The sequence below is a fragment of the Leclercia sp. W6 genome (assembly GCF_003336345.1).
GTDB lineage: Bacteria > Pseudomonadota > Gammaproteobacteria > Enterobacterales > Enterobacteriaceae > Enterobacter.
Genome location: NZ_CP031104.1, coordinates 1,676,841 through 1,698,261, shown reverse-complemented (window position 1 = coordinate 1,698,261; position 21,421 = coordinate 1,676,841). Strand labels below are relative to the sequence as shown.

At 54.3% G+C, this 21,421-nt stretch carries 24 protein-coding genes and 1 other annotated feature; of the genes, 14 read left to right on the top strand and 10 right to left on the bottom strand.

All coding sequences use genetic code 11. The features are described 5' to 3' along the window. Positions 1–52 precede the first annotated feature (52 nt). Both DVA43_RS08295 and chbG read left to right on the top strand, forming a co-directional pair. A complete protein-coding gene (locus tag DVA43_RS08295) occupies positions 53–1,408 on the top strand; it encodes a 6-phospho-beta-glucosidase (RefSeq protein WP_114315237.1) in 1,356 nt (451 codons plus the stop codon). A gap of 11 nt (positions 1,409–1,419) precedes the next feature. Then, complete coding sequence (gene chbG / locus DVA43_RS08290) at positions 1,420–2,178, top strand: chitin disaccharide deacetylase (protein WP_114315236.1); 759 nt, start codon at positions 1,420–1,422, stop codon at positions 2,176–2,178. Positions 2,179–2,307: 129 nt separating this feature from the next. Here the strand turns inward: chbG and katE are convergent, their stop codons facing one another. Beyond that, the gene (gene katE / locus DVA43_RS08285; protein WP_114315235.1) at positions 2,308–4,566 is read right to left on the bottom strand and encodes a catalase HPII; all 2,259 of its coding nucleotides are present in this window, start codon (positions 4,564–4,566) and stop codon (positions 2,308–2,310) included. A 210-nt stretch (positions 4,567–4,776) separates the two neighbouring features. On the opposite strand from katE, the gene cedA reads away from it, so the two are divergent. Further along, positions 4,777–5,016 carry a cell division activator CedA gene (cedA, locus tag DVA43_RS08280; RefSeq protein ID WP_231604252.1) on the top strand — a complete coding sequence of 80 codons (240 nt, stop codon included), beginning with the start codon at positions 4,777–4,779 and terminating at the stop codon, positions 5,014–5,016. 58 nt (positions 5,017–5,074) lie between these two features. Here cedA and DVA43_RS08275 read toward each other — a convergent pair whose 3' ends face one another. The 4 genes from DVA43_RS08275 to hxpB all read right to left on the bottom strand — a co-directional run bounded on the left by DVA43_RS08275 (position 5,075) and on the right by hxpB (position 8,857). Continuing rightward, positions 5,075–6,466: an L-cystine transporter gene (locus tag DVA43_RS08275; RefSeq protein ID WP_114315234.1), complete on the bottom strand. Its 1,392-nt coding sequence runs from the start codon at positions 6,464–6,466 to the stop codon at positions 5,075–5,077. 129 nt (positions 6,467–6,595) lie between these two features. Beyond that, on the bottom strand, positions 6,596–7,186 hold the full coding sequence (locus tag DVA43_RS08270; RefSeq protein ID WP_103179294.1) for a metal-dependent hydrolase: 591 nt from the start codon (positions 7,184–7,186) through the stop codon (positions 6,596–6,598). 92 nt (positions 7,187–7,278) lie between these two features. Next, positions 7,279–8,040, bottom strand: a complete 762-nt coding sequence (kduD, locus tag DVA43_RS08265; protein ID WP_103823845.1) for a 2-dehydro-3-deoxy-D-gluconate 5-dehydrogenase KduD — start codon at positions 8,038–8,040, stop codon at positions 7,279–7,281. Between the two features lie 148 nt (positions 8,041–8,188). Beyond that, positions 8,189–8,857, bottom strand: coding sequence for a hexitol phosphatase HxpB (hxpB, locus tag DVA43_RS08260; RefSeq protein ID WP_114315233.1), 669 nt, complete (start codon positions 8,855–8,857; stop codon positions 8,189–8,191). A 144-nt stretch (positions 8,858–9,001) separates the two neighbouring features. Between hxpB and DVA43_RS08255 the strand changes: the two genes are divergently transcribed. After that, on the top strand, positions 9,002–9,538 hold the full coding sequence (locus DVA43_RS08255) for a YniB family protein (RefSeq protein WP_103179297.1): 537 nt from the start codon (positions 9,002–9,004) through the stop codon (positions 9,536–9,538). A 39-nt stretch (positions 9,539–9,577) separates the two neighbouring features. Here the strand turns inward: DVA43_RS08255 and DVA43_RS08250 are convergent, their stop codons facing one another. The 3 genes from DVA43_RS08250 to pfkB all read right to left on the bottom strand — a co-directional run bounded on the left by DVA43_RS08250 (position 9,578) and on the right by pfkB (position 11,854). Continuing rightward, positions 9,578–10,438 carry a fructosamine kinase family protein gene (locus DVA43_RS08250; RefSeq protein ID WP_114315232.1) on the bottom strand — a complete coding sequence of 287 codons (861 nt, stop codon included), beginning with the start codon at positions 10,436–10,438 and terminating at the stop codon, positions 9,578–9,580. A gap of 105 nt (positions 10,439–10,543) precedes the next feature. Continuing rightward, on the bottom strand, positions 10,544–10,834 hold the full coding sequence (gene ghoS / locus DVA43_RS08245; protein WP_103823848.1) for a type V toxin-antitoxin system endoribonuclease antitoxin GhoS: 291 nt from the start codon (positions 10,832–10,834) through the stop codon (positions 10,544–10,546). Between the two features lie 87 nt (positions 10,835–10,921). Further along, complete coding sequence (pfkB, locus tag DVA43_RS08240) at positions 10,922–11,854, bottom strand: 6-phosphofructokinase II (RefSeq protein ID WP_114315231.1); 933 nt, start codon at positions 11,852–11,854, stop codon at positions 10,922–10,924. A gap of 292 nt (positions 11,855–12,146) precedes the next feature. Between pfkB and DVA43_RS08235 the strand changes: the two genes are divergently transcribed. Beyond that, positions 12,147–12,905 (top strand): YdiY family protein, encoded by a 759-nt coding sequence (locus DVA43_RS08235; RefSeq protein WP_114315230.1) that lies wholly within the window; start codon positions 12,147–12,149, stop codon positions 12,903–12,905. Positions 12,906–13,161: 256 nt separating this feature from the next. Beyond that, positions 13,162–13,395: a hypothetical protein gene (locus DVA43_RS08230; protein WP_103823851.1), complete on the top strand. Its 234-nt coding sequence runs from the start codon at positions 13,162–13,164 to the stop codon at positions 13,393–13,395. 187 nt (positions 13,396–13,582) lie between these two features. Here the strand turns inward: DVA43_RS08230 and yniD are convergent, their stop codons facing one another. Then, positions 13,583–13,690, bottom strand: coding sequence for a small membrane protein YniD (yniD, locus tag DVA43_RS08225; protein WP_103823852.1), 108 nt, complete (start codon positions 13,688–13,690; stop codon positions 13,583–13,585). Between the two features lie 99 nt (positions 13,691–13,789). Further along, on the bottom strand, positions 13,790–13,882 hold the full coding sequence (gene yncL, locus DVA43_RS08220) for a stress response membrane protein YncL (RefSeq protein WP_103179304.1): 93 nt from the start codon (positions 13,880–13,882) through the stop codon (positions 13,790–13,792). Between the two features lie 327 nt (positions 13,883–14,209). Between yncL and thrS the strand changes: the two genes are divergently transcribed. The 8 genes from thrS (at position 14,210) to ihfA (ending at position 21,358) form a co-directional block, all read left to right on the top strand. After that, complete coding sequence (thrS, locus tag DVA43_RS08215; RefSeq protein ID WP_103823853.1) at positions 14,210–16,138, top strand: threonine--tRNA ligase; 1,929 nt, start codon at positions 14,210–14,212, stop codon at positions 16,136–16,138. Positions 16,139–16,141: 3 nt separating this feature from the next. Then, complete coding sequence (gene infC / locus DVA43_RS08210; protein ID WP_023616141.1) at positions 16,142–16,684, top strand: translation initiation factor IF-3; 543 nt, start codon at positions 16,142–16,144, stop codon at positions 16,682–16,684. 97 nt (positions 16,685–16,781) lie between these two features. Next, on the top strand, positions 16,782–16,979 hold the full coding sequence (gene rpmI, locus DVA43_RS08205; protein ID WP_001124225.1) for a 50S ribosomal protein L35: 198 nt from the start codon (positions 16,782–16,784) through the stop codon (positions 16,977–16,979). Positions 16,980–17,029: 50 nt separating this feature from the next. Continuing rightward, positions 17,030–17,386, top strand: coding sequence for a 50S ribosomal protein L20 (gene rplT, locus DVA43_RS08200; RefSeq protein ID WP_000124850.1), 357 nt, complete (start codon positions 17,030–17,032; stop codon positions 17,384–17,386). 117 nt (positions 17,387–17,503) lie between these two features. Then, positions 17,504–17,627 (top strand) — a sequence feature (Phe leader region). After that, positions 17,509–17,553, top strand: coding sequence for a pheST operon leader peptide PheM (gene pheM, locus DVA43_RS08195; RefSeq protein ID WP_001386830.1), 45 nt, complete (start codon positions 17,509–17,511; stop codon positions 17,551–17,553). (Overlaps the previous feature by 45 nt.) Before the next feature lie 40 nt (positions 17,628–17,667). Then, on the top strand, positions 17,668–18,651 hold the full coding sequence (gene pheS, locus DVA43_RS08190) for a phenylalanine--tRNA ligase subunit alpha (protein ID WP_114315229.1): 984 nt from the start codon (positions 17,668–17,670) through the stop codon (positions 18,649–18,651). A gap of 15 nt (positions 18,652–18,666) precedes the next feature. After that, a complete protein-coding gene (gene pheT / locus DVA43_RS08185) occupies positions 18,667–21,054 on the top strand; it encodes a phenylalanine--tRNA ligase subunit beta (protein WP_114315228.1) in 2,388 nt (795 codons plus the stop codon). 4 nt (positions 21,055–21,058) lie between these two features. Next, complete coding sequence (gene ihfA / locus DVA43_RS08180) at positions 21,059–21,358, top strand: integration host factor subunit alpha (protein WP_006820203.1); 300 nt, start codon at positions 21,059–21,061, stop codon at positions 21,356–21,358. Positions 21,359–21,421: the final 63 nt, after the last annotated feature.

Sequence of the window (21,421 nt, the reverse complement as noted above, 5' to 3'; positions counted from 1 at the left end):
TAAGTGGGACGGGATCGCTATACTTAAAAAGCGGATCTCCAGGGAGAATATTATGCAAAAGAAACTTAAAGTCGTAACCATTGGCGGCGGAAGCAGCTACACCCCGGAATTACTGGAAGGCTTCCTTAAGCGTTATCATGAACTGCCGGTCAGTGAATTGTGGCTGGTTGACGTGGCCGAGGGCCAGGAGAAGCTCGATATTATTTTTGACCTGTGCCAGCGCATGGTGAAAAAAGCGGGCGTGCCGATGACCGTGCATAAAACCCTCGACCGTCGTCAGGCGCTGAAAGATGCCGATTTCGTGACGACGCAGCTGCGTGTCGGCCAGCTTAAAGCGCGCGAGCTGGATGAGCGTATCCCGCTGAGCTACGGCTACCTGGGCCAGGAGACCAACGGTGCAGGCGGCCTGTTCAAAGGGCTGCGCACCATTCCAGTGGTGTTCGACATCATTAAAGATGTACAGGAGATCTGTCCTCAGGCGTGGGTGATTAACTTCACCAACCCGGCCGGGATGGTCACCGAAGCGGTTTATCGCCATACCGGATTCAAACGCTTCATTGGGGTCTGCAATATCCCTATCGGCATGAAGATGTTTATTCGCGACGTGCTGGCGCTGACCGACAACGACGACCTCTCTATCGACCTGTTTGGCCTGAACCACATGGTCTTTATCAAGGATGTCCTGGTCAACGGCAAGTCACGCTTCCCGGAGCTGCTGGATGGCGTTGCCAGCGGCACCCTGAAAGCAAGTTCAGTGAAGAACATTTTTGACCTGCCGTTTAGCGAAGGGCTGATCCGCTCCCTGAATCTGCTGCCATGCTCCTATCTGCTCTACTACTTCAAGCTGAAAGAGATGCTGGCGATCGAGATGGGCGAATACTACAAAGGCGGCGCCCGCGCGCAGGTGGTGCAGAAGGTGGAAAAACAGCTGTTCGAGCTCTATAAGAACCCGGATCTGAACGTGAAGCCGAAAGAGCTGGAGCAGCGCGGCGGGGCCTACTACTCCGATGCAGCCTGCGAAGTGATCAACGCCATCTACAACGACAAGCAGGCGGAGCACTACGTTAACGTGCCGCACTATGGCCACATTGATAACATCCCGGCTGACTGGGCGGTGGAGATGACCTGTATCCTGGGCCGTGACGGGGCGAAGCCGCATCCGCGCCTGACCCATTTCGATGACAAAGTGATGGGGCTTATCCACACCATCAAGGGCTTTGAAGTGGCGGCAAGCCAGGCGGCGATCAGCGGCGAGCTGAATGACGTGCTGCTGGCCCTGAACCTGAGCCCGCTGGTGCACTCCGATCGCGATGCCGAGAAGCTGGCGCGGGATCTGATTCTGGCCCATGAAAAATGGCTGCCGAATTTCGCTGCCACTATCGATAAACTGAAAAGCGAGCAGCACTAAGAGGGATCGCTATGGAATATCTGCTGATCGTCAATGCCGATGATTTTGGCCTCTCAAAAGGGCAGAACTACGGCATCGTGGAAGCCTGTCGGCACGGTGTGGTGACCTCTACCACCGCCATGGTCAACGGCGAAGCCATTGAGCACGCCGCGGCGCTCAGCCGGGATCTGCCCGATCTGGGCGTGGGCATGCACTTTGTTCTGACCCTTGGTATGCCGCTGACCGCCATGCCAGGGCTGACCCGGGACGGGCTGTTGGGTAAATGGATCTGGGAGATGGCAGAGCAGGGGACGTTACCCCTGGAGGAGATCGCCCGCGAGCTGGACTGTCAGTTCAATCGCTTCGTCGATCTCTTCGGGCGCGAACCGACCCATATCGACAGCCATCATCACGTGCATATGATCCCGGCCATCTTCCCGCTGGTGGCCGAGTTTGCCCGCCGCAAAGGGGTGGCGCTGCGTGTGGATCGTCAGGTCGACATGCTCGGCGATACGGGGGGCGATCTGCCGCCCACGACGGACGGTTTCAGCAGCGCATTTTATGGCGACGAAATCAGTGAAGCGCTGTTTTTAAGCGTACTGGACAGGTCCGTACAGCAGGGAGAGCGGTCGCTGGAGGTGATGGCGCATCCAGCCTTTATCGACAATACGATCCGTAAAAGCGCTTACTGCTGGCCACGGCTGGCGGAGATGGAGGTGCTGACGTCGACGTCGCTGAAGTATGCGATTGCCGAGCGCGGGTATCGTCTGGGAACGTTCAGGGATCTGTGAGGAATTGCCGGGTGGCGGCTTCGCCTTACCCGGCCTACAAATTTAATGGAACCTTACGCCGGGTTTTATCCGGTTAGCAAATTACACGGAACCGTAGGCCGGATAAGCGCAAGCGCCACCCGGCTTTTTTTACGCAGGTATTTGGTCAATCTTACTGCGACGCGACCAGACCCGGTGCGCTGCCATCAGCAACGTCAGCTCATCCATAAACGCACCCGCAGCCGTGTCGCCTTCGACGATCCCTTCTTCGCCCTGATCTGCCACCTTCAGTAGCGGCTTAAACTGACGGGCATCGCCAGCCAGCGCAATCGGCTTGAGATGCTTGTACGCTTCCAGCAGATAGTAAGCGGCGTCGCCGTTATTCAGCAGGCTCTGAATATCGCCGCACGGCACGACGACCGCATCGACGGTCAACGACGGTGAACCGGCGAAGGTGGCCGCCACTGGCAGCACCGAGCCATCATCAGCGGTGACTTCACCCATACGCGAATAGAGCAGTTTGGCATGGACGCCTTTGGCCTTCAGTGCCCGCAGCACTGCCAGCACATCGCTCGCCCGCGGGGTATCGTTAAGCAATACCGCCACCACACGGCCTTTGATATCGCCGCCAGGAACGGCATACAGGCTGAGGGAAGGATCCTTTTTCACGCCGTTAACATCCTGCGGCGGAACCAGATTACGCTGCTCGTCGGTAAGGGTGATGCCCAGGTTGTCCGCCACGCCCTGCGCGAGAGTGATATCAATATGAGCCAGCTGATCGACCACCCGCTCGCGAATGTAGGCGCGCACCACTTTGCTTAACTCAAAGCTGAAGGCGCCAATGATATGCTCCTGCTCAACGGGCGTCTGGCTCTGCCAGAACAGCCGTGGATGGGCATAGTATTCGGCGAAAGAGGGACTGCGCTCGCGGATCTTCGATCCCTCTACGCGCTCCTGATAGGACTCGAACCCGCCCCGTTTTGGCCCCGGCGGCGTTTCGCGTGGCCAGTTGTCATTGATCGAGTTTGGCTCGTAGTTCGCCGGGTTGGTGTCAATCTCCGTGCGGTGCATCCCGTCCCGCTGGAAATTATGGTACGGGCAGGTGGGGCGGTTGATCGGGATCTCATGGAAGTTAGGCCCGCCTAGGCGACTGATTTGCGTATCGGTATAGGAGAACAGACGCCCCTGCAGTAGCGGGTCGTTGGTAAAGTCCATCCCGGGAACGATGTGCCCTGGGTGGAACGCGGCCTGCTCGTTTTCAGCAAAGAAGTTGTCCGGGTTACGGTTGAGCACCATTTTGCCCACCAGCTGAACCGGCACCAGCTCTTCCGGGATCAGCTTGGTCGGATCGAGGATATCAAAATCAAATTTGAACTCGTCCTCTTCCGGGATCAACTGGAAACCGAGCTCAAATTCCGGGAAATCGCCTGCTTCAATGGATTCCCACAGGTCGCGGCGATGGAAGTCCGGGTCGCGTCCGGTAAGTTTTTGCGCCTCATCCCATACCAGCGAGGCTTTACCGGCTACCGGTTTCCAGTGGAAGCGTACAAAGGTGGCTTTGCCTTCGGCATTAATCAGCCGGAAGGTATGAATGCCAAAGCCCTCCATGGTGCGGTAGCTGCGCGGAATGCCGCGGTCGGACATTGCCCACATCACGTTATGCAGGGTTTCCGGCTGCAGCGATACGTAATCCCAGAAGGTATCGTGTGCGCTCTGGCCCTGGGGAATAGCCCAGTGAGGTTCCGGTTTTACGGCGTGAACAAAATCGGGGAACTTGTGTGCGTCCTGAATAAAGAAGATCGGTGTGTTGTTGCCCACCAGATCAAAAACACCCTCATCGGTGTAAAACTTGGTGGCGAAACCGCGAATATCGCGCACCGTATCGGCAGAACCTGCGCCGCCCTGTACCGTGGAAAAGCGCACAAAGACCGGTGTGATTTTATCCGGATCCGACAGGAAATCGGCTTTAGTAATCTCTTTCAGGCTTTTGTAAGGCTGGAAATAGCCGTGAGCGGCGGAGCCGCGCGCGTGTACGATGCGCTCCGGGATACGTTCATGGTCAAAGTGGGTGATCTTCTCCCGCAGGATAAAGTCTTCCAGCAGGGTGGGACCGCGGGTACCGGCACGAAGGGAGTTCTGATCGTCACTGATACGCACGCCCTGGTTGGTGGTCAACGGGAAGTTTTCACCTCCTTTGCGAACCCCCTCCAGGGCATTCAGTTTCTGGTTGCCGGTATCTGGCGCCTTCATGCTGCCGGGGGCCGTAGGCTCCTGACCTGGCGGAGTAGGGACTGGACTGGCGCGGTGAGAACCGTCCGCCGGGGCCAGCGAGTCCATTCCGGGTTTCGCTTCGCTGGCATCGTGAAGCGGGGATTGTTCAGGTTTATGGGTTTTATCATTTTGCGACATTGCACTCGTCTCCTTTTCATTGCTGAAATGCGGCCGTTTTTGCGTCAAAACTCAATAACTATAGAACATTACGGGTTATAGACCGGGTGAAAGGCCGAACTAAGGCCAGTGCTTATGCTTGATAAAACACGTGAGGCGCGACGCAGGAGGGGCAATCGGCTATGATAAGAATTTGCTGATTTTTATGTTTGTTTAGTGAAACTGCTGCTTATGAAACCTCTTCGCCAACAAAATCGCCCTGTGATCAGTTACCAGCCTCGCGTTGAACCTGCGCCGCCAGAACATGCCACCAAAATGGATGGCTTTCGTGACGTCTGGCTGTTACGCGGCAAATATGTGGCCTTTGTCCTGATCGGGGAGCGTTTTCGTCGTTCTCCAGCATTTACCGTTCCGGAATCAGCCCAGCGCTGGGCGCTGCAGGTCCGTCAGGATGAAGAGGTTGAGGATTAACAGAGATAAAAAAACCGCCGTCATTACTGAAGGCGGTTTTTTTTAACTCAGAAGGCGATTAACGGTGCGCGAGCTCCGCGTCGTCTTCACTTGCCAGGATGGTTTTGTCGGTCTGCTTCAGCCACTGGCTGGTCAGCGTCCCGGCGGTCATGGAGCCGCTGACGTTCAGTGCGGTACGACCCATGTCGATCAACGGTTCAACAGAGATCAGTAGGGCCACCAGCGTTACTGGTAGACCCAGCGCAGGCAGAACAATCAGTGCCGCGAAGGTTGCGCCGCCGCCCACACCGGCCACACCAGCAGAGCTCACGGTGACAATCCCCACCAGGGTCGCAATCCATACCGGATCCAGCGGGTTAATCCCAACCGTTGGGGCAACCATCACCGCCAGCATGGCAGGGTAGAGACCTGCACAACCGTTCTGACCAATCGTCGCGCCGAAGGAGGCGGAGAAGCTGGCAATAGATTCCGGCACGCCCAGACGACGGGTCTGCGCTTCCACGTTCAGTGGAATGGAGGCGGCGCTGGAGCGGCTGGTAAAGGCGAAGGTCAGTACCGGCCACACTTTGCGGAAATATTTCAGTGGGCTGACACCGTTTACGCTGAGCAGAATGGCGTGAACCACAAACATAATGCCCAGACCGAGATACGAGGTCACCACGAAGCTACCCAGCTTGATGATGTCCTGCAGGTTCGAGCCCGCAACCACTTTGGTCATCAGCGCCAGAACGCCATACGGGGTCAGCTGCATCACCAGACGCACCAGCTTCATCACCCAGCTCTGCAGGGTATCGATGGCGGTCAGTACGCGCTGGCCTTTCGGCGCATCATCTTTCAGCAGCTTCAGGGCAGCTACGCCCAGGAAGGCGGCGAAAATCACCACGCTGATGATCGACGTCGGGTTGGCGCCGGTCAGATCGGCAAACGGGTTTTTCGGGATAAAGGAGAGCAGCATCTGCGGAACGGTGAGATCCGCTACTTTACCCGCATAGTTGGTCTCGATGGCGGTCAGGCGCGCGGTCTCCGCGGTGCCCTGCACCAGGCCTTCTGCCGTCAGGCCAAACAGGTTGGTGACCAGCACGCCGACCAGCGCCGCGATAAGCGTAGTAAACAGCAGCGTACCGATGGTCAGAAAGCTGATTTTCCCCAGCTGGGAGGCGTTATGCAGACGGGCAACCGCGCTCAGAATAGAGGCGAAGACCAGCGGCATGACGATCATCTGCAGCAGCTGGACGTAGCCGTTGCCGACAACGTTAAACCACTGAATAGACTCTTTCAGCACCGGATGGCTGGAACCGTAAATGGCCTGCAGCGCCAGGCCAAAGACCACGCCCATGACCAGACCGACCAGCACTTTTTTAGCCAGGCTCCACTGTTTATGATGCGCCTGCGCCAGCAACAGCAGTAGGCCGACGAACACCACAATGTTCGCGATTAATGGAAAATTCATCCCCGTTCTCCTGATTTAATATCAGATCGGTATCAGTCCGACCTTATTGGCGCAAGGTTAGCAGAAGTGTGATCCAGTCGCTTATATCCAAATGGAATGGGTTATGCCAAAACGGTTAAGTTTGTCCAGTTACTGCTCACTTTGCAGATGAATAAAGCGGTTGAACTGAAATTGCAGCGAATTGATCATGTGCGAAGACCAGCGCACGGCGCCGTTTTCAGGCAGCGTCTGAGGCATCCAGACGGCCCAGGCAAACAGGGCCATGCACAGCGCACGCTCCAGCTGGTTACCTTTTTGCGGTCGGAGGATAGGCAAACGAAAACGCCAGCGGCAGGGCCAGAGGAGGGGAACTCCTGCCGGGGTGAGCATGTCGGCCAGGATATGGCTCAGGTAACCCAGCACCATTCCCTGAATGGCGTCTGCGGGAATGAGCCAGCTGTCGGGTACTTTTAAATAGAAGAGGGTCAGGGCGGCGAACACTGCCAGCAGGCTGTGCGTAAAGCCGCGATGGCCGCAGGCGCGGGCAATGGGTTTGGAGATCCACTTCAGCCGCTGCCCGAGCAGCGACTTAGGATGATCGATATCCGGTAACAGGCAGGTCAAAACCGCCGATGGCACAATATGCCACCAGTCACCCTGCGCCAGCACTGGTGTAAGCTCAGCGTTCTTGGCAAACACTGCGCAGGCGAGAGAAAAAAGCAGATGACCTTCCGCCGTCATGATAAAACCCACTAAACTGTCGATGCATCCAGTATAGGGATTTTATACAGTATACGGAAGTAGTGACGGTGTAACTCTTTGTCACAAAGCTGTTAACGCGCCAGCCAGCCACCATCGACGGCAAGGGTATAACCGTTCACATAGTCCGAGGCGGAAGAGGCCAGAAACACCGCCGGGCCCTGGAGGTCGTCTGGCTTGCCCCAGCGACCCGCCGGAATACGATCGAGGATCTCTTTGCTGCGCTGTTCGTCGTCGCGTAGCTGCTGGGTGTTGTTGGTCGCCATGTACCCCGGGGCGATGGCATTTACGTTAATACCATGTTGCGCCCACTCGTTGGCAAGCAGCCGGGTGAGCCCCAGCACGCCGCTTTTTGACGCGGTATAAGAGGGAACGCGGATCCCCCCCTGGAAGGAGAGCATGGAAGCGATATTAATAATTTTGCCCCCTTGCCCCTGCGCAATAAACTGGCGGGCCACGGCCTGAGAGAGGAAAAAGACCGACTTCAGGTTGAGGTTCATCACCTCATCCCAGTCTTTCTCACTGAAGGTCAATGCATCTTCCCGGCGAATGGTCCCGGCGTTATTCACCAGGATATCGACCCGCCCCATGCCGGTCACCGCCTGTTCAACAAGACTTTCAATGGCATCCTGCTTGCTAAGGTCGGCCTGAATAGCCAGAAACCGACGCCCCAGCGCCTTCACGCCCGCAGCGGTCTCTTCCGGAACGCGGCGATTGACGCTGACAATATCGCACCCAGCCTGGGCCAGACCCAGCGCCATGCCCTGGCCGAGGCCGGTATCACAGCCGGTAACGATGGCAACTTTTCCTGAAAGATTAAAGGCATCCAGTATCATACAGACCTCAGCATGTAGGGGGGTATAGTTGTTCTGAGGTAAGCATAGAATCAGTTATCAGGAAGATCAAATTAAAATGAAATGCTGTTTCAAAAATTTTTAAGGCGGTCATGTTTGCGGGCAACAGGGTGCTGCCCGCCAGTGACGATTACCCGCGTAGATGCGCCACGGTGAGCGCCTGCAGGGAGGTCAGTTTGACATCGGCCAGTGCGTAGCGCGCGTCGTGCTGGTTCTCTTCCGCAGGCACGACAATAGAGCGCATCCGGGCCGCTTTACTGGCAATCATGCCATTCACGGAGTCTTCCAGCGCTACGCAGGCGGTCGGGTCGACGCCCAGCTTCGCGGCGCAATCCATATAGACCTGCGGATGCGGCTTGCTGTACGGGAGCTTTTCTGCCGAGGCCTGCGCGTCGAAGCTGTCGCGCAGATCGAACATGATCAGCACCTTCTCCAGCATATGCAGCGGCGAGGCGGATGCCAGACCGACCTTCAGCCCCTGTTCTTTACAGAGTAATACGGCCTCACGCGCGCCTTTGAGTAAGGGACGGGTCTCTTCCACCAGCGTAATGGCGCGGTTAATAATGCGATCGGTCACTTCATCCCGGCCTGGACCTACCCACGGCTGGTGGGCGTACCAGAGTTCAACCACCATATCGATGCGCAGGCCGAGGGTATCCGGCAGCTCGTCACGGCGGCTGATATCCACACCCAGACTCGCCATCACATCCAGTTCAGCCCGATCCCACAGCGGCTCAGAATCAATCAGTAATCCATCCATATCAAAAATGGCAGCAACAATTTGACGTGGCGTCGACATGCAACCTCTCCTTTCGTTGGTTTTAGCAGCGGTAAGCGCTACCTCACCCTGGCAATTTAGCATATCGCCAGTAAAGAGCGGGCGAAAATGAGATCCAGCAGGTAGACTTAGCCTCAAAGGATGTAATTCGATTATGAGGAACCAATGACATATCAACAAGCTGGACGCGTCGCGATACTGAAACAGATTGCCGGATGGGTGATTTTTATCCCGTCAGTTATCTCGACCATTATTTCTGTTCTGAAATTTATCTATGACCACAGCGAGAAGCAGGCCGGAATCAACGCCGTGATGCTTGATTTTGCCCATGTCATGATTGAGATGATGCGGTTCAATACCCCATTCCTGAACTTTTTCTGGTACAACTCCCCGACGCCTGATTTTCGGCAGGGGATGAACATCGCATTCTGGATTATTTTTGCCCTGATCTTTATTGCTCTCGCGTTGCAGGCTTCGGGAGCGCGGATGCGCCGCCAGACGCGCATGATCCGCGAAGGGTTGGAGGCGCAGCTGATTCTGGAGAAAGCGAGAGGGGAGGAAGGATTAACCCGTGAGCAGATCGAATCACGTATTGTGGTGCCGAATAACACTATTTTCCTGCAAATATTCACGCTCTACGTGCTGCCCGTGCTGATGATCGTCGCCGGGTACTTCCTGTTTTCGCTGCTCGGCCTGATCTAAGCGTTCGCTGCCGGGCGCTGAAGCCCGGCAGCCTGCGCGTTATGCCGCCAGTACCCGCTCCAGCGCTCGCTGCGCATTCACCATATGCTCCCCACCAAACAGAATGGCGCGGTTCATCAGCGTATAGAGCTGATACACCGGCTGCCTTTCCAGAAAATCTGCCGGCAGCGGGGATATCGACTGATAGCCATCATAAATTTGTGGCGGCTGCTCAGGATGGAGAGACAGCATGGCGAGATCGCACTCTCTGTCCCCCCAGTAGCAGGCCGGATCAAAGATATAAGGGCCATTCGGACCCAGCGCGCAGTTATCCGACCATAAATCGCCATGCAGTAACGAAGGCTGCGGCTGGTGTGAGGCCAGGCGCTGCTGAATATGATCGACAATGGCGTCAATATTGCCGAACTCCAGCCCTTTTTCCGCCGCCAGTTCCAGCTGCCAGCCGATGCGCTGTTCGGCAAAGAAGGTTGACCAGCGTCGCTGCCAGGCGTTGGGTTGTGGGGTGGTGGAGAGATCGTTGTCAAAATCGAGGCCAAACTGCGGCTGCTCGCTCCACTGATGCAGGCGGGCGATCTGCTGCCCCAGAATAAAGGCATTGTGCGCGTCGAGCGGGCGGGGAGGGAGATAGTCCATCACCAGAAAACTGTAGTCGCGATCGCTGCCTACGGCCCGGACTGTCGGGACAGATACGGTTTTGCTGCGGGAGAGCAGTTCCAGCTGATCGGCTTCTGCCGTGAATATCGGTAACAGTTCACGTTCGTCGCATTTCACGAAGAGATCGCGGCCCGCAAAGCGCAGATGCCACGCGGCGTGGATTTCGCCCCCTGGCAGCTCATTACGCAGTTCAATTTCACCTTCGCCCAGCTGTTCACTTAAAAGATGACTGATAGCCTGCCACATGATCGCTCTCCCATGTTGTCTGCCAGATCATAAAGTTAGCGTGAAACTATGGTAAAAAAATACGAGCTAACGCACAGTTGGGCCGTTTGGTTGGCCCTGGGGCATTTATTGTTGCTCTTTATGCCAGTTTTCCCAGCGCGTGACTTCAACCTGCGGCTCTTTCCCGGTTGCGCTCTCAACCAGCCCCGACGCCAGCGCCTTCACCTCTTCTTCACTCAGCGGGGTAACCAGACCATAAGTATGGGTGCCCAGCTCATGCAGCGTGCCCTCATCGTCAGTCATGGTCAGTAAAAAACCTCCGCGGGTGAGGTTGTTGTTCATTTCGTTGAGCTCGGTCAGCGTATCTTCATGCACTTGAATGGTTACCACGTAGCGCGCGATCTCTCCACTGCTCATCATTCACCTCGTTGTTATCCCGAAATTTTTTAGCATAGTCGATTCATGCTATTTGTCGCCCTCGCCGGATAACCGGGAGGGCCGCCATTACGCATTTGCCAGATACTTGAATATCTTCTGCGTATCTTCCAGCGAGCAGAGCCGGGTGCCGTGATTAATGGTTGCCGCGCTGCCTGCGGCCACGCCGTACTGGGTCATCTCCCGTAAGGATGCGCCTTGCGCCAGTTTCAGGGTCATGGCGCCGACCATGCTGTCACCTGCGCCGACGGTGCTCTGGCTTTTCATCGGTGGCGGTACCACTTGTACCGAGCCGGTTTCATCAACGGCCAGTGCCCCCTGGGGACCCAGGGAGACGACGACCCGCCGCGCTTTGCCGCTTTTCACTAACTCCTCGGCGGCCTTACGTACATCGTCTGGTTGGCTGAGGTCACGATTGACCAGCGCGCTCAGCTCTTTCTGGTTGGGTTTCACCAGCTCAATATTGCCAAGGGTCAGCGCGGCGCTGAGCGCCTCCCCGGAGCTGTCGACAATGCAGCGAATGCCGTTCTGCTGGGCAGCGCTGATCAGCTGCGTCAGTTTTTCAGTTTTCACGCCGGGTGGCAGACTGCCGCTGATAACGAGCAATGCGCCGCTCTCGATGGCCAGCACTTTCTCTTCCAGCTGGCGGAACTCATCTTCGCTTAGCGTCGCCCCAGGCATCACAAAGCGGTATTGCTCGTTAGAGGATTCAACGTGAACGTGCAGGTTTTGCCGGGTCCAGTCCTTGGCCTCAACCGTATCGACGGCGACCTGCTCGTCGGCGAGGAGAGAGACGAGATGTTCACCCGTTGCACCGCCCGCGGGAAAGATGGCTGTGGCTTTTCCGCCAAGGTGCGTAATCGCCCGGGCGACGTTAATGCCACCGCCGCCGGGCTCGAAGACCGGCACGCTGCAGCGGAGTTTACCTTCAGGATAGATTTGTGCCGTCAGGGTAGCGCTGTCCAGGGAAGGGGAGAGCGTCAACGTAAAAATACGATCCATGCTTATCTCCTGTAAGTGAGGTTTGCATTAAGCCTGGCACCGAACCCACAGAAGGGAAAGTAATAACAATATGATTTTTAATATAAATATCTTTACGTAACGTGACTGTTTTTTATAAATATTAGAGGGCTTTGAGATCGTTCTTATTCCAAAAATGAAACAAGAAATCATTGCTATGTTATTTGAGCCTTTTTATAATTTGTTACCTTTCCAAGGATCCCATGGCATTGATCCGCAAGAAAGTTTCCGGGACCGTAATGGTCTCTTTTTTTGTTGTACGGACTCTTTATAAATGAAGCTCTTAAAGACAGTACCCGCTGCGATGATGTTAGCGGGAGGCCTGCTTGCGTCAATGAATGCAGCAGCCGATGATTCCGTTTTTACTGTCATGGATGATCCCTCCACTGCACAGAAACCCTTCGAAGGCAACCTTAACGCAGGTTATCTGGCGCAATCGGGCAATACGAAAAGCTCTTCCCTGACCGCAGACACCACCCTGACCTGGTACGGCAACACGACCGCCTGGTCGCTGTGGGGTAATGCAAGCAATACCTCCTCTAACGATGAGCGTTCTTCCGAGAAATATGCGGTCGGTGGGCGTAGCCGTTACAACATGACCGACTATGACTATCTGTTTGGCCAGGCAAGCTGGTTAACCGATCGCTATAACGGCTATCGTGAGCGCGATGTCGCGACCGCCGGTTACGGTCGGCAGTTCCTGAACGGTCCGGTACACAGCTTCCGCTTTGAATTTGGTCCGGGCGTACGCTATGACGAATACACTGACGGCGACACGGAAACCCAGCCGCTGGGCTACGCGTCCGGAACCTATGCATGGCAGATGACCGAAAACGCGAAATTCAGCCAGGGCGTTTCTGTCTTTGGCGCTGACGACACTACCGTCAACTCCGAAACCGCGCTCAACGTGGCAATCAACGCCCATTTCGGGCTGAAAGTTGCATACAATGTGACCTGGAACTCTGAGCCGCCAGCGTCTGCGCCGGAACATACCGATCGCAGAACCACCGTCTCTCTGGGCTACAAAATGTAATTATCGCGGGCCAAGACTATATTGGCCCGTTTTTGATTTTTGTGCTGATAAATAATAAACGCCGTTTTAAAATATAGCGCTAGCCGATATCTCCATATTCTCTCCACAATTCCTCGCTTCGTTAACTATTCAATTTATTTGACACGAATTGATAAATATTTTGACTATGCAAAAGTGTGATCCAGATCTAAACTATGAACACAGGCTAGATATTGCCTTAAGTTGGTCTGTATTAATTCAGTAAGAGAAAAACATTATGAATAAAATCACAACTGCATCTGCAGCATTGGTGCTTTCTGCACTGTCATTCGGCGTATTTGCCGCTGACGCTGTATATAACTCTGCCAGTGACACCTCTACACAAATCGGCATTACCAAAGCCTCTGATGTAGAAGCCGGATCGAACATCGCCCCGGGCTCGCAATCTACCGGGCAATCCATGGATGACGCGTTCGACGTGCATAAACTGGTCGCCGGTGAATGGTCCTGATTGATTTGTCAGGTTACCTGAATTCATTTGCGGGCCGTTATTGCCACTAAAAAAAACCGGATTTTGACGTACCGGTTTTTTTATTTTTGTCGTTTTTGTAAAGTTACTTAAAACGAAGTTTTATATTCGCGCCATTATTAAAGACACGAGGCGAAATAACATTGTAGGTCAGGGGAAAGCGTTGCGATTATCCCCAAATCATTGCCGCCCAGCGTAATAATAGCATGGCAACGCAGATGGCGATTAACACAATCACCATCTTCCAGTGTTTTTTTGAAAAGCGTTTCGTTGGCATCCGATCATCCTTGTTCATTGATTCATGCAGTCTACCAAAGAACAAAGATAATTGCGCTTCACCGGGGTGCTAAATCCTCAGGCACCTGCAACAACCGCGTCAAAACCAGTGAAACTTATCTGCCAGAATCACGAGTAAGGCGGTGGCAGAAAGAATGTTCAGGATAACGACTGTTTTGCTGGATACGTTCATAATTTGCCCCATGGAATGTTGAAGGACCAGTTCAAGAATAGCTCAGCAACTCGCTATTGCGAGGAGCTGTCTGAAATTCCACGTCAAACTCATGCAAAAGTACTAACGCGTTCATTCTACCTGTAAAGGGTGTTTTCACACTTTTGTTAGTGTTACCATCTCCGGGCTGATCGTAAATTGTCATTTGTCTGATTTCGATCCTGTGCATGGTTGCGGGCCAATTTGACGATTGTTGGTCAGATGGTTTTGCAATTCACTGTAAATTAAAGATTATTTTCTTTGCATATGCTCTTATGTGTGGGGCATCACTGCAAATAAGGACATAAAATGCCTGTTATTACTCTTCCTGATGGCAGCCAACGCCATTTTGACCGCGCTGTAAGCCCAATGGATGTTGCGCTGGATATCGGCCCGGGACTGGCGAAAGCCACTATCGCTGGCCGCGTAGACGGTGAGCTGGTTGATGCTTCCGATTTAATTGAAAACGATGCGAAGCTGTCGATCATCACCGCGAAAGACGAAGAAGGTCTGGAGATCATTCGTCACTCCTGCGCGCACCTGCTCGGTCATGCGATCAAACAGCTGTGGCCTCACACCAAAATGGCAATCGGCCCGGTTATCGACAACGGCTTCTACTATGACGTTGACCTTGACCACACCCTGACCCAGGAAGATATCGAAGCCCTCGAAAAGCGTATGCACGAGCTGGCTGAGAGCAACTATGACGTCATTAAGAAGAAAGTGAGCTGGCACGAAGCGCGTGAAACCTTCGTGAAGCGTGGCGAAAGCTACAAAGTCACCATTCTTGACGAAAACATTGCCCATGATGATAAGCCTGGCTTGTATCATCATGAAGAATATGTCGACATGTGCCGTGGACCGCACGTGCCGAACATGCGTTTCTGCCATCACTTCAAACTGATGAAGACCGCAGGCGCTTACTGGCGTGGCGACAGCAACAACAAGATGCTACAACGCATCTACGGTACCGCCTGGGCCGACAAAAAAGCCCTGAACGCGTACCTGCAGCGCCTGGAAGAAGCGGCGAAGCGCGATCACCGTAAAATCGGTAAACAGCTCGACCTGTATCACATGCAGGAAGAGGCGCCGGGTATGGTGTTCTGGCATAACGATGGCTGGACTATCTTCCGCGAACTGGAGACATTTGTACGCTCCAAGCTGAAAGAGTATCAGTATCAGGAAGTGAAAGGCCCGTTCATGATGGACCGTGTGCTGTGGGAAAAAACCGGCCACTGGGACAACTACAAAGATGCGATGTTCACCACCTCTTCTGAGAACCGTGAATACTGCATCAAGCCGATGAACTGTCCGGGTCACGTTCAGATCTTTAACCAGGGTCTGAAATCCTACCGCGATCTGCCGCTGCGTATGGCGGAGTTCGGTAGCTGCCACCGTAACGAGCCATCAGGCGCGCTGCATGGCCTGATGCGTGTTCGTGGCTTTACGCAGGATGACGCGCACATCTTCTGTACTGAAGATCAGGTGCGTGATGAAGTTAACGCCTGTATTCGTATGGTCTACGATATGTACAGCACCTTTGGCTTCGAGAAGATCGTGGTCAAACTCTCAACTCGTCCTGAAAAACGTATCGGCAGTGACGAGACCTGGGATCGTGCTGAGGCGGACCTGGCCGTCGCGCTGGAAGAGAACGGTATCCCGTTTGAATACCAGCTGGGCGAAGGCGCATTCTACGGTCCGAAAATTGAATTTACCCTGTATGACTGCCTCGATCGTGCATGGCAATGCGGTACTGTACAGCTGGACTTCTCCCTGCCGCAGCGTTTAAGCGCCTCTTACGTTGGCGAAGACAACGAGCGTCAGGTTCCGGTAATGATTCACCGTGCGATTCTCGGTTCTCTGGAGCGCTTCATCGGCATCCTGACCGAAGAGTTCGCTGGCTTCTTCCCAACCTGGCTTGCGCCGGTGCAGGTAGTGGTGATGAACATTACCGATTCTCAGGCTGATTACGTTAAAGAATTGACGCAGAAACTACAAAATGCGGGCATTCGCGTAAAAGCAGACTTGAGAAATGAGAAGATTGGCTTTAAAATCCGCGAGCACACTTTACGTCGTGTCCCGTATATGCTGGTCTGTGGTGATAAAGAGGTGGAAGCAGGCAAAGTAGCCGTTCGCACCCGCCGTGGTAAAGACCTGGGCAGCCTGGACGTAAACGAAGTGATTGAGAAGCTGCAACAAGAGATTCGCAGCCGCAGTCTTCAACAACTGGAGGAATAAGGTATTAAAGGCGGAAAACGAGTTCAAACGGCACGTCCGAATCGTATCAATGGCGAGATTCGCGCCCAGGAAGTTCGCTTAACAGGTCTGGAAGGCGAGCAGCTGGGGATTGTGAGTCTGAGAGAAGCAATCGAAAAGGCTGAAGAAGCTGGAGTAGATTTAGTTGAAATCAGCCCTAACGCCGAACCGCCAGTTTGTCGTATCATGGACTACGGCAAGTTCCTTTATGAAAAGAGTAAGTCTTCTAAGGAACAGAAGAAGAAGCAAAAAGTTATCCAGGTTAAGGAAATTAAATTCCGTCCTGGTACCGACGATGGCGATTATCAGGTAAAACTCCGCAGCCTGATTCGCTTTCTGGAAGATGGCGATAAGGCCAAGATCACACTGCGTTTCCGCGGTCGTGAGATGGCCCACCAACAGATCGGTATGGAAGTGCTTAACCGCGTCCGTGACGATCTGAGTGAACTGGCAGTAGTCGAATCCTTCCCTACGAAGATCGAAGGCCGCCAGATGATCATGGTGCTCGCTCCTAAGAAGAAACAGTAAGGCCTTCAAGTAGCAATTCCTGTGGAGCCGACAGGCTTCGCAGGTTTTGTTCGCCTACGTTTCGTTTATTTAACAATGCGAAGTGGAAGTTATTAAAATGCCAAAAATTAAGACCGTACGCGGTGCTGCTAAGCGCTTCAAAAAAACCGGTAAAGGTGGTTTTAAGCACAAGCACGCTAACCTGCGTCACATTCTGACTAAGAAAGCTACCAAGCGTAAACGTCACCTGCGTCCAAAAGCCATGGTTTCTAAAGGCGATCTGGGCCTGGTAATCGCGTGCCTGCCGTACGCATAAGTCGTTAACGTTTAACTTTTTTAACTTAGAATAGATACAGGAGAGCACACATGGCTCGCGTAAAACGTGGTGTAATTGCACGTGCACGTCACAAGAAAATTTTGAAACAAGCTAAAGGCTACTACGGTGCGCGTTCACGCGTATACCGCGTTGCCTTCCAGGCTGTTATCAAAGCAGGTCAGTACGCTTACCGTGACCGTCGTCAGCGTAAGCGTCAGTTCCGTCAACTGTGGATTGCGCGTATCAACGCAGCAGCACGTCAGAACGGTATTTCTTACAGCAAATTCATCAACGGCCTGAAAAAAGCCTCTGTTGAAATCGACCGTAAGATCCTGGCTGACATCGCCGTATTCGATAAAGTAGCGTTCACCGCTCTGGTCGAAAAAGCGAAAGCAGCTCTGGCATAAGCCAGTTGAAAGGGGGAGCTTTGCTCCCTCTTTTCGTTTCAACAGCATCAAAACATTGACAATTTTCTGGCGACCCTTTTCAATAGGGCGACAGGTTCCATACCACACAAGGTAACGCAAGCATGAATGCTGCTATTTTCCGCTTCTTCTTTTACTTTAGCACCTGACATCAGGAGGCTAGCGCGTGAAAGACGAAACGGAAAACAGCGCCAGAAAGCCTCCTGATGGAGGCTTTTTTCGTATCTGCCGCTTGTAAATATCGCTACATAACGAGGAAAACCATGTCACATCTCGCAGAGCTAGTTGCCAGTGCAACGGCCGCCATTAACCAGGCCTCAGATGTTGCCGCGTTAGACAATGTCCGCGTGGAATATCTGGGCAAGAAAGGGCAATTGACCCTTCAAATGACTACCCTGCGTGAATTGCCGCCAGAAGAGCGCCCGGCTGCAGGTGCGGTAATTAACGAAGCCAAAGAGCAGGTTCAGCAGGCGCTGAACGAGCGTAAAAACGCGCTGGAAAGCGCTGCGCTGAATGCGCGTCTGGCTGCAGAAACCATCGACGTCTCCCTGCCGGGTCGTCGTATTGAAAACGGTGGCCTGCACCCGGTTACGCGGACTATCGACCGCATTGAAAGTTTCTTCGGTGAGCTCGGCTTTACCGTGGCGACCGGCCCGGAAATCGAAGACGATTACCATAACTTCGATGCCCTGAATATCCCAGGCCATCACCCGGCACGTGCTGACCACGACACTTTCTGGTTCGATGCTATCCGTCTGCTGCGCACCCAGACCTCTGGCGTGCAGATCCGCACCATGAAAGAGAAGCAGCCGCCAATCCGCATTATCGCGCCGGGCCGCGTCTATCGTAACGACTACGATCAGACCCACACCCCAATGTTCCACCAGATGGAAGGGCTGATCGTGGATAAAAACATCAGCTTTACCAACCTGAAAGGCACTCTGCACGACTTCCTGAGCAACTTCTTTGAAGAAGATCTGCAGATCCGTTTCCGTCCTTCCTACTTCCCGTTCACTGAACCTTCTGCCGAAGTCGACGTGATGGGTAAAAACGGCAAATGGCTGGAAGTGCTGGGCTGCGGCATGGTGCACCCGAACGTCCTGCGTAATGTCGGCATCGACCCGGAAGTTTACTCCGGCTTTGCGTTCGGTATGGGGATGGAGCGTCTGACCATGCTGCGTTATGGCGTGACCGACTTACGTGCATTCTTCGAAAACGATTTGCGTTTCCTCAAACAGTTTAAATAAGGGCAGGACAGAACAATGAAATTCAGTGAACTGTGGTTACGCGAATGGGTAAACACCGCGCTCGACAGCGAGGCGCTCTCTAACCAGATCACCATGGCAGGCCTGGAAGTGGACGGCGTTGAGCCGGTTGCAGGCGCGTTTAATGGCGTGGTTGTGGGTGAAGTCGTGGAGTGCGGCCAGCACCCGAATGCAGACAAGCTGCGTGTTACCAAAGTAAACGTGGGCGGCGAACGCCTGCTGGATATCGTCTGCGGTGCGCCAAACTGCCGTCAGGGCCTGAAGGTAGCCGTGGCGACCGTCGGCGCGGTGCTGCCTGGCGATTTCAAAATTAAAGCGGCGAAACTGCGCGGCGAGCCATCTGAAGGCATGCTGTGCTCTTTCTCTGAGCTGGGTATTTCTGACGATCACTCTGGCATCATTGAGCTGCCAGCAGATGCACCGATCGGTACCGACCTGCGCGAATACCTGAAGCTTGATGACAACACCATCGAAATCAGCGTGACCCCGAACCGTGCTGACTGCTTAGGCATTATCGGCGTTGCGCGCGACGTCGCTGTGCTGAACCAGACCGAACTGAACGTGCCAGAGATTGCACCGGTTGCTGCCACCATCAACGATACCGTATCGATTCAGGTTGACGCACCGGATGCCTGTCCGCGCTACCTTGGCCGTGTGGTTAAAGGCATTAACGTGAAGGCACCCACTCCGCTGTGGATGAAAGAGAAACTGCGCCGCTGCGGTATTCGCTCCATCGATGCGGTGGTTGATGTGACCAACTACGTCCTGCTGGAGCTCGGTCAGCCGATGCATGCGTTCGATAAAGATCGCATCGAAGGCGGCATTGTGGTTCGTATGGCGAAAGAGGGCGAGACCCTGGTTCTGCTCGACGGCAGCGAAGCCAAACTCAATGCCGACACGCTGGTGATTGCCGACCACGGCCAGGCGCTGGCGATGGGCGGGATCTTTGGCGGCGACCACTCCGGCGTGAACGATGAAACCCAGAACGTGCTGCTGGAATGTGCATTCTTCAGCCCGCTCTCCATTACCGGTCGCGCACGTCGTCACGGCCTGCATACCGACGCGTCTCACCGCTATGAGCGCGGCGTGGATCCAGCGCTGCAGTACAAAGCGATGGAGCGCGCTACCCGCTTGCTGATCGATATTTGCGGTGGTGAAGCCGGTCCGGTTGTTGATGTGACCAGCGAGGCGCATCTGCCGAAGCCTGCGACCATTACCCTGCGCCGCAGCAAACTGGACCGCCTGATTGGCCACCACATTGCCGATGCGCAGGTGAGCGACATTCTGCGTCGTCTGGGCTGTGAAGTGACCGAAGGCCAGGACCAGTGGACAGCCGTTGCGCCAAGCTGGCGTTTCGATATGGAGATCGAAGAAGATCTGGTGGAAGAAGTGGCCCGTGTCTACGGCTACAACAACATTCCTGATGAGCCGGTGCAGGCAGGCCTGGTGATGGGCTCCCATCGTGAAGCCGACCTCTCTCTGAAGCGTGTGAAAACCATGCTGAACGATAAAGGCTACCAGGAAGTGATCACCTACAGCTTCGTTGACCCGAAAGTGCAGCAGCTGATCCACCCGGGCCAGGAAGCGTTGATCCTGCCAAGCCCAATCTCCAGCGAAATGTCCGCCATGCGCCTGTCGCTGCTGACCGGCCTGCTGGGCACCATCGTCTACAACCAGAACCGTCAGCAGAGCCGTGTGCGCATTTTCGAAACCGGTCTGCGCTTTGTGCCGGACACTCAGGCGAGCCTGGGTATCCGTCAGGATCTGATGCTGGCGGGCGCTATCTGCGGCAACCGCTATGAAGAGCACTGGGATCTCAGCAAAAACAGCGTTGATTTTTACGACCTGAAAGGCGATCTGGAATCGGTGCTGGATCTGACCGGTAAATTGTCTGAAATTGAGTTCCGTGCTGAAGCCATTCCGGCGCTGCATCCGGGACAAAGTGCCGCGATTTATCTGAAAGGTGAACGCGTTGGTTTCATTGGTGTTGTGCATCCGGAACTGGAACGCAAACTCGATCTCAATGGCCGTACACTGGCGTTTGAACTGGAGTGGAACAAGGTCGCAGACCGCGTCATTCCTCAGGCTCAGGAGATTTCTCGCTTCCCGGCAAACCGTCGTGATATCGCAGTTGTGGTGGCTGAAAATGTGCCTGCCGCAGATATTTTGGCCGAATGTAAGAAAGTTGGCGTAAATCAGGTAGTTGGCGTAAACTTATTTGACGTGTACCGCGGCAAGGGCGTGGCAGAGGGCTTTAAGAGCCTGGCTATCAGTCTGATCCTTCAGGATACCAGCCGTACACTCGAAGAAGAGGAGATTGCCGCTACCGTTGCCAAATGTGTAGAGGCATTAAAAGAGCGATTCCAGGCATCATTGAGGGATTGAACCTATGGCGCTTACAAAAGCTGAAATGTCCGAATATCTGTTTGATAAGCTTGGGCTTAGCAAACGGGATGCCAAAGAGCTGGTTGAGCTGTTTTTCGAAGAGATCCGTCGCGCTCTGGAAAACGGTGAGCAGGTGAAACTCTCCGGCTTTGGTAACTTTGATTTGCGCGACAAGAATCAACGTCCGGGTCGTAACCCGAAGACGGGTGAGGATATTCCCATTACGGCTCGCCGCGTGGTGACCTTCAGACCCGGCCAGAAGTTAAAAAGCCGTGTCGAAAATGCTTCACCCAAAGCAGAGTGAGATGATCTAACTAAAAAGGCCGCGAAAGCGGCCTTTTTTCTTTGCGCTGCTGTAAACCCACCG